Genomic DNA, 11,124 nt, shown 5'->3' with positions numbered 1-11,124 from the left:
GTTCGGGCAACTCAAGCAGTTCCGCCGTATCGCAACCCGTTACGACAAAACCGCCTTATCCTTCGCAAGCTTCCTGAACCTCGCCGCCATTCGCAAATGGCTGCCGCACTTTGTCAACGCGACCTAGCCTATCGACTGCCATCACACAGGTGGCTAGAGCGAGCGCATGACAGCACAGATAACGATACGCCGCCCGGATGACTGGCATGTGCATCTTCGTGATGGCACGATGCTGGAAGCGATCGCCGGTTACACCGCACGCCAATTTGCGCGGGCCATCGTCATGCCCAATCTGACCCCGCCCGTGGTCAGCGTCGCGGCGGCGGAGGCCTATCGCGATCGCATATTGGCCGCCTTGCCGCAGGGTGCGGATTTTACCCCCCTTATGACCTGTTATCTGACCGATGGCGCAGATCCGGCGGAAATTGAAAGGGGGTTCGAACAGGGCGTGTTCGCGGCCTGTAAACTCTACCCCGCCCATGCCACGACCAATTCGGCGCATGGTGTGACCGACATTCGCAAGTTGACCGCCGTTCTGGAAACCATGCAGCGGATCGGCATGCCGCTATTGATCCATGGTGAAGTGACGGATCGCGATATCGACATTTTCGATCGGGAAGCGGTTTTCATCGAACGTATCCTGACGCCTCTCGTCCGCGACTTTCCGGCGCTCAAGATCGTGCTCGAACATATTACCACGGCGGAATCGGCTGAATTTGTTGCCGATAGCGGGCCTCAAATCGGTGCGACGATCACGCCCCAGCATCTTATCATCAACCGCAACGCCATTTTCGATGGCGGTATCCGTCCGCATGCCTATTGCCTGCCCGTCGCCAAGCGGGAGCGTCATCGCCTTGCGGTGCGCAAGGCGGCCGTGTCCGGCTCGCCTAAATTCTTTCTGGGTACCGACAGCGCCCCGCATGGCGTCGATCGCAAGGAATCGGCCTGCGGCTGTGCCGGCATCTTCAACGCCCCCTTCGCGCTGGAAAGCTATGCGCAGGTTTTTGAAGAGGAAGGCGTTCTCGACCGACTGGAAGGCTTCGCCTCCGAACATGGCCCCAATTTCTACGGTCTGCCGTTGAACGAAGGCACGGTAACGCTGCAGCGGGAGGAAACGATCGTGCCGGATGTGGTCGGGCAGGGCGATATTCGCGTCGTGCCTTTCCATGCGGGCGAAACCCTGCGCTGGCGTTTCGTCGACTGACAGATTGGATAGCGGGTTGCAGGCTGCTCTTCTCAAACGGACGACCTGCCACCCGCTATGCCCTGATCAGTAAACGTCCCGTCGATAACGGCCCTCTTCGGCCAGCGTTTCCAGCTTGTTTTCGCCCAATATCGCAACCAGCCCATCATGGACGCCCTGGGCCATGCCATCCAGACTGCCACAGACCAGGATCGTCGCACCACGGTCGATCCAGTCGGTCAGGGCAGAAGCCGCATCGGGCAGCATGTCCTGCACATAGCGCGCGCAATCGCTGTCTCGCGAAAAACTGCGATCGAGGCGAGTCAGAGTACCATCCTCGATCCATGCCGACAGTTCATCGTCGAAGAAGCTCTCATGCCGACGGCTCCGTTCCCCGAACAGCAGCCAATGCCCCTTGTGCCCGTCATGGGCCTGAGCCCGCAGATGCGCCCGCAGGCCCGCTATCCCGGTGCCGTTGCCGATCAGGATCAGCGGTTGGCCGCCCTGCGCCGGGTCGGTGCGGAAACCTGGATTGGGGCGCACGCGCAGCAACGTGGTCGATCCGACAGGCATATGCGCCGTCAGCCATCCCGATCCTATGCCCAGCCGCCCATCGTCGCCACGCACCTGCCGGATCACAAGGTCCAACGTGCCATCGGCCGCGATCGACGCGGCCGAATATTCGCGCACCGGCAGAGGACGAAGCGCGCGCGCGCTGTCCATGGTCATGGGCTGATCGTGATCGGGCAACATCGCCGTCATCAGATGATCGCGCAGCGCTGTCGATCGGTCGAGCAGGTCTGTGTCCTGCGCCTGTGCAACCAGCAGGGCATCCACTGTCTCGGGCGCATTGCAGGGTTGAACCTCGACGATGTCCCCCGCTTCCCACATGGCGTCCATGTCGGCGGCCGGCTCGAACTGCAAGTGGAAGGCCTTGAGCGCGTCGCTTTGCGGGTTGAGCACATGGCGCGCCACCAAAGTCCAGGCGATGAAGGGGATGACGGTCTGCCCGCGCCGCGCGTCTGCTGCGCCCAGATCATGCAGGGCGGCATCCCATTGCTGTTCTGCCGCCTGATCGCCATGATCCATCGCGATCAACGGGAAAAGGGCGGTCGCGCCTGCTCCGCGCAACCAGGGGTCCACCTTTTGACCGAACGCGCAGAAATCCGGATATTCCCGATCGCCGAGCGCCAATATGCCATAGCGAAGATGACCAAGGTCCAGTGCGTCGCCGTTCACCATGCGTGTAGCAAATCCGCGCGCCATGTCCGGCGGCTCGCCTTCGCCATAGGTGCTGGCGACGAACAGCAGGCGTTGGTTTTGCGCCAGCAATGCAGGCGTCAGCTTTCCGACCGGCAGAACCTGCGCTCGCACGCCGCCTTGCGCCAAGGCCAGCGCCGCATTGCGCGCGCGGATTTCGGCCGTACCGGTCTGGCTGGCATAGGCGATCAGCAGGTCACCCGTTCCTGCGCCAGCGGCCACGGTGATACCGGCTTCCAATGCCTTCGCCTCTCGCTTGCGCCGGCGCCGCGACAGATAGAGCAGATAGCCGGTAACGGTGAACAGAGGCATGGTGAGACTGGTCAGCAGCAGTGCGATCCGACCGGGCAGACCGAAAAAGGCGCCCCGATGCAGTTCGAACATGCTCTGGGTGATGATGGTGCCCAGCGGCCGCCGATCATAAAGATCGCGCTTCGTAACGGCGATCGTTTCGGGATCGTAGCTGTAGCGATCGGTCTGGCGCAGATGGCGCGCGCCTTCCGGTCGGGCATCGAAATTGATCGTCTTCATCGGCTGTGCCGGCGCTGGGCGAGCGATGCGGACCCAGACATAATCATCGCCCGTCGCGCGTCGGAAGGCCGTCCATGCCGGATCAATGGCGGGACGCGGGGCGATGCCGTCCTTCTTGCCTTCGCGTCGTCCCTCCTCGCCGCCTGCCTTGCCGGTCAAGGCATAGATCACGCTCTGTCGATACCAGTCATAGCTCCACCACAGGCCCGTCAGCGCGCTCAGCAGATAGAAGAGCAGCACCCATGTCCCGATCACGACATGCAGCGCGCGCCACAGATTACGGCCGGTCTTGCGCAGATCCAGCACCATCCAGGCGCGCCAGTCCAATGCCTGGCGCGGCCAGCGCAGATAAAGGCCGGACAGGGCGAAGAAAATGAGGGAAATGGCGCTGAACGCGGTAATCTGTCGACCGACGCCGTTGCCGCCGCCGGGCAGCGCAAGCCAGCGATGCAATTCGTCCATCAGGTGGAAAAATCCGGCCCCGGCTGGCTCACCCAGCCACCGCCCGGTGGCACGATCGACCTGGCCCTGCATGCGGCCACGTCCTTCGCTGGCGAGCAGGCGTATGGCGTGGGTGCGATCGCGTGCCGTCTCCCAATCGAGGCGGGCGACATAATAGCCAGGATGGTCGGCCTCGACCCGGGCGATCAGCCGATCGGGTGACATATCTGCCCCGGCTGGCACGCCCGGCGCGAACAACGTTGGGGACAGGGCTTCGGTAATTTCATCCTCGAAGCTCATGGCGGCACCGGTCACGCCCATCAGAGCCAGCACGATTCCGGCAGTGATGCCCAGGAACCAGTGGATTTGGAAGAAGACGCGCTTGGTCACAGGAGCTCCGATAATGATATCCGAACCCTATTACGCATGTGCAACATGAATGCAATTGCGAGATATTTGCAGTAACAATATTGATCGAATGATCGCTTCGCGGCGCCAGCTACCGCCGATTGTCATTCGGCCTTTACATAACGCGCCGATGCCTATTCGAAAAAGGCCACAGCCCGCACCTCGATGCTCGACCGGACCTTCCTGTCTGGCAGGCTGCTGTCATGGAAGGCGGTATGCGGGCAGCGCCATGTCACATCATGGTCGCTATCCTGAAATTTGAACAGCAGCACGTCGCTTGCCGCCATGTTCGAGAAATACCACCAGCGATGCCGCGCCCTATGCCGGAAGATGGACGCCGCGATCATCTGATCCTCGCCGGCCACCGGTGCGGTCAGCGCGTCGCCGATCGGCAGTTCGTCCACCACGAACAGGGTGTTGGACGTCGCCTCTTCATCCGACACGGTACGCCCGTCGCATATGGCGAGCGGCCAATCCTGCGGTCCCGGCGAAAATGTGCGCCAGAAACTGACGCAGACATAGCGTTTATAGCCCGGGCCTTCGGGAAAAGCGGCGGCATAGGCGCGTTCTGCCGCACGGCGGCCGGTAATCTCATTATAATCGACATGCGCCTCGCCGGCCGGCGGCTGAATGCCGCCTTCATGGCGATAATTTTCCACTTTCTCCTGCGCGCGGGCGGTCAGGTCCGCAGAAGTGCGGATCATCCACCCGCCGGCCGACACGCAGGATGCGCCGGTCAGCGCCTGTATCGCCGCCTCACATTCGCGCAGATAGAGGCGATCGACCTCTTCCTTGTCGAAGAAATCGCGGATGGCGCTGCTATGCCTGCCAAGCATGAAACCATGGGTATCGAAGCGGAAATGGTCGCGGATCGGCATGCCGTCGCGCACCACCATGCGATGGTCGCTATAGCGGCCGGTGTTGATCTCCACGCCACGCGACACATAGCGCCGCGTGACGAAATCGCCATCGTCCAGATAGCGGATCAGCGCGGGCGCCTGCCGCGCGCTGTCCTCCACATCGGTTTCGATCGGCAGGCTGGCCATCAGCCTACCTCTTCGGGCAGCGCGCCGATCACCGACTTGACCTCCAGAAATTCCTCCAGCCCGAACTTGCCAAATTCGCGGCCATTGCCCGACTGCTTATAGCCGCCGAACGGCATGTCGAAGGCAAGGCCACCGGCATTGACGAACACAGCGCCCGCGCGGATGCGGCTGACGAACTTGCGCGCATGGGCGGGATCACCCGCGACATAAGCGCCCAGGCCATAGGGCGTGTCGTTGGCGATGCGGATGGCATCTTCATCGTCTTCATAAGGCATGAGGACCAGGACGGGGCCGAAAATCTCTTCCTTGGCGATCGTCATGTCGGGCGAGACATTGGCGAAGACGGTGGGACGGACATAGCTCCCCTCGCTCAATCCGTCAGGGCGCCCGGTGCCACCGGTGACGAGCGTCGCGCCTTCATCAATGCCGGTCTGGATCAGGCCCTGGATACGCTCCCACTGTCGCTGGCTGACGACAGGGCCGATATGATCGCCCTCGACCTGTGGATCGCCGACCTTCTTGGCGGCGAAGAGCGCGCCGACCTTTTCGGCTGCTTCGTCATGTTGGGACCTGTGGACCAGCATCCGCGTCGGTGCCACACAGCTCTGCCCGCTGTTGAGCAATACGCCGCCCACGCCGCCGGGCAGTGCCTTGTCGAGCGGCGTGCCTTCCAAAATGATGTTGGGCGATTTGCCACCCAGTTCCTGCGCGACCCGCTTGACCGTATCGGCGGCGTTCTTGGCTACCATGATGCCGGCGCGCGTGGAACCGGTGAAGCTCACCATGTCGATATCGGGATGCTGGGCGAGCGCGGTGCCGACGCCTTCGCCATCGCCCTGCACCAGATTGAAGACGCCGGCCGGCACGCCTGCGGCATCCAGTATCTCGGCAAAGATGGCCGCGCAGCTGGGCGCTTCTTCGGAAGGTTTCAGGATCATCGTGCAGCCCGCAGCCAGCGCCGGGCCGACCTTGGCCAGAATCTGATTCATTGGCCAGTTCCAGGGCGTAATGAGCGCAACCACGCCGATCGGCTCGCGCACCACCCGATTGTCGCCGATCTTCTCGGAAAATTCGTAATTTTTAAGCGCGTTCAGCGCCTGCCCCAGATGGCCGAGGCCCGATCCCGCCTGCGCGGTCTGCGCCATGGAGATGGGGCAGCCCATTTCGGTGGCGATGGCGCGGGCGATATCGGGCACGCGCTTTTGATATTCGGCAACGATCCGTTCGAGCAGCGCGACCCGTTCTTCACGGCTGGTCTGCGAAAATGTCTCGAACGCGCGGCGGGCGGCCACCACGGCTGCATCGACATCGGCCGCTGTGCCCAGGATCAGGTCGGCGGCGCTCTGGTCGGTCGCTGGATTGACGACGGCGACGGTGCGGCCGCCCTGGCTGTCGACCCACTGGCCGTCGATATAGTGCTGGAGCGTATTGGGCATGATGAATGTCCTTATGCGGGAAGAAGGCCGAGATCGGCGTCGGTGGCGGGGGCGCCCCATTTGTCGCGCGGCGGCAGCGGGCGGTTGTCCCAGGGCGGATCGAGGGTGAAGCTGGAAATGGCGCGGCCTTCAGGCAACCGTCCGTTGCCGCCACCCTGGGCATAGTCATAATAGAGCGTCATCAGTTCGCGATGACCATGATGGCGCTGCGCAACCGGGTGTGACAGGCAGGCATCGTGCCAGCGCAGCAACCGGGTCAGATGCTGGGGGATCTGATAGGCTTCATAATAGTCTAGGAACCAGAGCCGCTTGAACATCGGTGTGAAGGCCACTTCCGCCCAGCCGAAACGGTCGAACAGATAGTCGCCGTCCGGTGCATAATGGCGCAGAAATTCGTCCAGCCGCGCATATTGGGCATCGACCTCTGCCTTATGCTCTTCTCTTTTGGCCGGATCGCGGTTCAGAATCATGCGATATCCTGCACCGGTAAACTGGCCGTCGGACGCGCACAGCATCGCCTCGAGCGCATGTTCAAAGGGGTCTTGTCGCGCCACAGGCGGATCGCGAAAGCGATCCTCGAAATAGCGCATGATGACCATGCTTTCCTTCAGCGTCTCGCCATTTTCCAGTTCCAGCGCGGGGAGCGCGGTGGTGCCGCGCGTCTTGGCGAGCAGCCAGTCGGGACGGGGCTGCGATATGTCGATTTCATGATCGGCCATGATGCCGTGCAGCCCCTTCAGGTCGAGCAGCAACTCGATCCGCTCGGAAAAGGGGCAGCCGGGGATGTGGTACATGCGTAACTGCCCGGCGGGCGGTTCGTCTTGCCAGCTCATGGATCAGGCCGCCGTAGCGGTGGGACGGGCGGGCATTTCGCTCTTCGATTTGGCGAACATCGCCTGTGTGGCGGGCCGGGCATTGATCCGGTCGATCCAGGCGACGAGATGCGGAGTCGCTTCCTTATTGACGATATCGGCGTGACCGAATTGCATGCCGTTCGCGATCGCGAAGTTGCAGACATCCGCCAACGTATAGTCGTCGCCGGCCAGCCAGGGGCCTTGCGACAGGCGTTGTTCCAGCCGGTCGACAGACACGCGGATCTTGCGCATTTCCTCGTCCAGCACTGCCTGGGGGAAGCCGGCGCGGGCGCTACGCCATTTGGCCTGCTGCTCGGGGATCGGGATGTGTTTCAGCTTCTCTTCGAACTCTGCGTCGCTCAGCCTACGCGCTTGCGGTCCGATCATCCGTTCCCAGCCGATGGTGGATACGCACCAGCAAAAGTATTCGTCCACCCATTTGGTCCAGACGCGCATTTCGGCGATCTGCACCGGATCGGCCGGGCGCAGCCGTATCGCATCGGGAAAGGCATCCTCCAGATATTCGCAGATGACGGTCGATTCGGTAATGATATGGCCGTCATGATCGAGCGCAGGCACCTGACCGCGCGGATTGATCGCCTTGAACCAGTCTTCATGATGTTCGAACCGGGTCGGATCGACGAAACGGGGCGTGAATTCCAGCCCCTTTTCATATAAAGCCAGCAGGGGCTTCAGGCTGTTGGCAGCCGGACCGAAGCTGTAGAGCGTCAACATGCGCTGTTCATCCTCACCTTATGGTTATGGCGTCTGGTGCGCCTTCGGGGATGAAACTGGCTGGCGTTGGGGCGGCCCGCAAGTCGTCTGTCGATACTATCAGCCAAACTACCCGGCAGGGCGGGCCGCTCAACCTGTCAGTTTCAATGATAGCGCCGCCACTCGTCTTGCGGCGGGGGCAAGGCTTTGCTTTGGATAGCGACAATAAAAACCGGAGAGAATGATGCTGGAACTGCTGACGTCGGAGACGCCCAACGGGTGGAAGGTGTCGATCCTGCTGGAGGAACTGGGCGTGCCGTACAAGGTGACGCCGATCTCGCTCACCGACCGGGTGCAGAAGCAGGACTGGTATGTCGCGCTCAATCCCAATGGCCGCATCCCGACCTTGGTGGATCATGACGCGGGGGATTTCGCCATTTTCGAATCCGGCGCGATCCTGCTCTATCTGGCGGAAAAATTTGGGCGGTTCCTTTCCGTTGACCCGCAGGACCGCAGTCGCGTCATCCAGTGGGTGATGTGGCAAATGTCCGGCCTTGGCCCGATGATGGGGCAGGCGACCGTCTTCAACCGCTATTTCGAGGAGAAATTGCCATCGGTGATCGACCGTTATGTGCGCGAAAGCCAGCGCCTTTTCGGCGTCATGGATGCACAACTGGCGACGCGCGACTATCTGGTCGGCGACTATTCGATCGCCGACATCGCCTGCTTCCCCTGGGTGCGCGGCCATGACTGGGCCGGCGTCGACATGAGCGGCTTCCCCCACCTTCAGCGCTGGTTCGAAAGGATTTCAGCGCGGCCCGCGGTGCAGCGCGGGCTTCTTGTTCCCACTCCGCCGTCTGATGAGGAAATGGCTGAAAAAACCACCAAGCAGGGAAAGACCATTCTCGCGTGAGCGCTTTCTTGCAGCGGATCGTCCGCATCGAATGGGGGCATTGCGACCCGGCCGGCATCGTTCATGCCCCGCGCTATTTCGACATTTTCGGCGAAAGCACGATGCTGCTGTTCGAACAGGCGGGCCTGCCCAAGAAGCGGGAGATGCTGGCGACCATGCCCTTTGCCGGTTTCCCGATGGTCGATGTTTCGGCGCGCTTCTTCGTGCCGACTGCCTATGGCGACGATGTGCTGGTGGAGGCCGATGCGCCAATCTTCGGCAACAGCAGTTTTACCGTTGCGCACCGCCTGTCGCTGGACGGCAAGCTGTGCGTCGAATGTATCGAAAAGCGGGTCTGGACCGTGCCGGATGCCAGCCGACCGGGCGGATTGCGGGCAGAGCGCGTGCCGGACTCGGTGCGGACGCTGTTCGCATCCTGATTCATGTTCAGGCGCAAGCAAGCCTGACGCGGCCATAGCGATTTCCACGAAAAGGGAGATGCGTCATGGATCAATCAATCGGCTTTTCCGACAGGCGCAGCCTGATCGCGACGCTGGCGCTGCTGCCGCTGGCGGCCTGTGCTACGCCGATGGGCCGTTACACGGTCGAGGATGCGGTGCGGCGGCTGCTGCAATTGTCGAGCGAGCGCGCCTTTGCCCGGCTGACGGAGCCGGGCGGATTTTATGACGATCAACTGACCCGAATCGTGCCGCCGGATTTGAACGGCGGCAAGGGCGGTGCGGTTCTGTCCGCCCTGCTGCGCACCAATGCAGTGCGCAATCAGGTTGCGCGGTCGCTCAACGATGTGGCGGTGGACCTGGCCGATAATGCCACGCCGATCGTCATGGATGCGGTGCAGCGCATGACGCTGGCCGATGCGGTGTCGGTGCTGCGCGGCGGGCCGACGGCGGCAACCGACCTGCTGGCCCGGCAAGCGCGAGGATCGGTGGTGGAGGCGCTGATGCCCGGCGCGTCGCGGGCGCTGCGGTCCGATATGTTCGAAATGCTGTCGGCGGCGCTCTCCGCCAGCGGGGGCAAGGATTATGCGGCGCTGGCCGACAATGTGTCGGGCCAGATCGGCGATGCCATCTTCCGCGCGATCGGTCGGGAGGAGGCGGAAATTCGCCGCGATCCGGGCGCGACCCGCGATCCCATTCTGATGGCGCTGCTGCGCTAGTTTTTGATTCTTAGACCTTGATTTCGTCGCCGGGCCATGGTGTCCCCGCGTGATGGAACAGAAATATCCCGGCGTCGCCGGCATCCCCTGGGATCAGCCCGCGACCATGATCGACCTGGACGGCAAGCCGCCGCTGATCGGCACGATTCGCGACTGCGCCGTCCATTTTGGCCTCTACAAGGACCATGCCAAGGCGCAGGCGCGTGTCCTGTTGACTCAGCCGGTCCATCGCGAAGGGCGAAAGACGCGCACCTGGCTGTTGGACCCGGAGGAGATCGCGGCTCTGGCCGAGCGGCTGAAGCGCGAAACGAACTGATATCGGCCGGCACCGGCGCTCAGGCGAGCGCCGGTGCTTCCGTTTCCGCCACCAGCTTGGCAAGGCGGGCTGCGCTGACATCGTCGAGCGGGGCGAAGAGCAGCAAGCGCTGGCCCGGCGCTTCCTCGATCGCATAGCTGGTATGGCGGAACATGATTTCGCCCACGCCCGGCATGTCGGCGATATTCGTGTCCTCGAAATGAGCCATGATCTCCGAATCCTGCCAGTAGCGTTGGAAAAATTCGGACTGTTCCATCATGTCGGCGATGATGCCTTCGAACACCTCCGGCTGGGCGGTGCGGCTATAATCCCATTTGAAGCGGGCGATCAGGCGGCGGCACATATCTTGGAACTTGTCCGGATCGGCGCGATAGCGCGGGTTCAGCATCAGGATGCGGAACAGGTTGCGCTCTTCTCGCGGCAATGTGCTGTAGTCGCGAAAGGCGCGGGGAACTAACCGGTTCCACCCGATCACGGTCCAGTCCTCCACGATCACCAATGCGGGAATCGATAGCGCATCCATCAGATGCTGTGTGCCGGCATGGATCGTTTCGTCCGGGCGGCGCGCCAGCGGGGGCGGGCGATGCTGGGCCAAAGCGAAGAGAAATTCGCGCTCATTGGGATTGAGGCGCAGGGTACGGCTGAGGCGTTCCAGCATCGGCGCGGACAGCTGCACCTCGCGGCCCTGTTCGAACCATGTGTACCAGGTGACGCTCATCCCCGCGAGCGTCGCCACTTCCTCGCGCCGCAAACCGCGCGTGCGCCGGCGTTCGCCCGGCGGCAGCCCCACTTCCGACGGCGCCAGCTTGGCACGCGCCGCTTTCAGGAACCGCGACAATTCTTCCCTTTGTGCCATGCCTTATCCA

Annotated in this window: 11 protein-coding genes and 1 pseudogene; 6 read left to right on the top strand and 6 right to left on the bottom strand. The window is 62.5% G+C overall.

The features are described 5' to 3' along the window. Both F4U94_RS20150 and pyrC read left to right on the top strand, forming a co-directional pair. Positions 1-127, top strand: a pseudogene (locus F4U94_RS20150) (IS5 family transposase); the annotation flags it as partial. Between the two features lie 39 nt (positions 128-166). After that, positions 167-1,204, top strand: coding sequence for a dihydroorotase (pyrC, locus tag F4U94_RS20145; RefSeq protein ID WP_120252644.1), 1,038 nt, complete (start codon positions 167-169; stop codon positions 1,202-1,204). A gap of 66 nt (positions 1,205-1,270) precedes the next feature. Here the strand turns inward: pyrC and F4U94_RS20140 are convergent, their stop codons facing one another. The 5 genes from F4U94_RS20140 to F4U94_RS20120 all read right to left on the bottom strand — a co-directional run bounded on the left by F4U94_RS20140 (position 1,271) and on the right by F4U94_RS20120 (position 7,894). After that, on the bottom strand, positions 1,271-3,805 hold the full coding sequence (locus F4U94_RS20140; protein WP_120252645.1) for a PepSY domain-containing protein: 2,535 nt from the start codon (positions 3,803-3,805) through the stop codon (positions 1,271-1,273). Positions 3,806-3,957: 152 nt separating this feature from the next. After that, positions 3,958-4,869, bottom strand: a complete 912-nt coding sequence (locus F4U94_RS20135) for a CmcJ/NvfI family oxidoreductase (protein ID WP_120252646.1) — start codon at positions 4,867-4,869, stop codon at positions 3,958-3,960. Further along, positions 4,869-6,305 (bottom strand): aldehyde dehydrogenase family protein, encoded by a 1,437-nt coding sequence (locus F4U94_RS20130; protein ID WP_120252647.1) that lies wholly within the window; start codon positions 6,303-6,305, stop codon positions 4,869-4,871. Before F4U94_RS20130 ends, F4U94_RS20135 begins: the two co-directional genes overlap by 1 nt. A gap of 11 nt (positions 6,306-6,316) precedes the next feature. Then, positions 6,317-7,138, bottom strand: a complete 822-nt coding sequence (locus F4U94_RS20125; RefSeq protein ID WP_232016512.1) for a glutathione S-transferase family protein — start codon at positions 7,136-7,138, stop codon at positions 6,317-6,319. A gap of 3 nt (positions 7,139-7,141) precedes the next feature. Further along, positions 7,142-7,894, bottom strand: a complete 753-nt coding sequence (locus F4U94_RS20120) for a glutathione S-transferase family protein (RefSeq protein ID WP_120252648.1) — start codon at positions 7,892-7,894, stop codon at positions 7,142-7,144. 220 nt (positions 7,895-8,114) lie between these two features. On the opposite strand from F4U94_RS20120, the gene F4U94_RS20115 reads away from it, so the two are divergent. The 4 genes from F4U94_RS20115 (at position 8,115) to F4U94_RS20100 (ending at position 10,258) form a co-directional block, all read left to right on the top strand. After that, positions 8,115-8,786 (top strand): glutathione S-transferase family protein, encoded by a 672-nt coding sequence (locus tag F4U94_RS20115; RefSeq protein WP_232016514.1) that lies wholly within the window; start codon positions 8,115-8,117, stop codon positions 8,784-8,786. Beyond that, positions 8,783-9,205 carry an acyl-CoA thioesterase gene (locus F4U94_RS20110; RefSeq protein ID WP_120252649.1) on the top strand — a complete coding sequence of 141 codons (423 nt, stop codon included), beginning with the start codon at positions 8,783-8,785 and terminating at the stop codon, positions 9,203-9,205. Before F4U94_RS20115 ends, F4U94_RS20110 begins: the two co-directional genes overlap by 4 nt. Positions 9,206-9,270: 65 nt before the next feature. Next, positions 9,271-9,942 carry a DUF4197 domain-containing protein gene (locus F4U94_RS20105; protein ID WP_120252650.1) on the top strand — a complete coding sequence of 224 codons (672 nt, stop codon included), beginning with the start codon at positions 9,271-9,273 and terminating at the stop codon, positions 9,940-9,942. A 52-nt stretch (positions 9,943-9,994) separates the two neighbouring features. Then, positions 9,995-10,258 carry a hypothetical protein gene (locus F4U94_RS20100; RefSeq protein ID WP_120252651.1) on the top strand — a complete coding sequence of 88 codons (264 nt, stop codon included), beginning with the start codon at positions 9,995-9,997 and terminating at the stop codon, positions 10,256-10,258. A 19-nt stretch (positions 10,259-10,277) separates the two neighbouring features. Here F4U94_RS20100 and F4U94_RS20095 read toward each other — a convergent pair whose 3' ends face one another. Continuing rightward, positions 10,278-11,114: a helix-turn-helix transcriptional regulator gene (locus F4U94_RS20095; protein WP_120252652.1), complete on the bottom strand. Its 837-nt coding sequence runs from the start codon at positions 11,112-11,114 to the stop codon at positions 10,278-10,280. Positions 11,115-11,124 lie beyond the last annotated feature (10 nt).

The organism is Sphingobium limneticum, assembly GCF_008710155.1.
Lineage (GTDB): Bacteria > Pseudomonadota > Alphaproteobacteria > Sphingomonadales > Sphingomonadaceae > Sphingobium > Sphingobium limneticum.
Note: the sequence above shows the minus strand (reverse complement) of the source record. Positions and strands in the feature narration are given on the sequence as shown.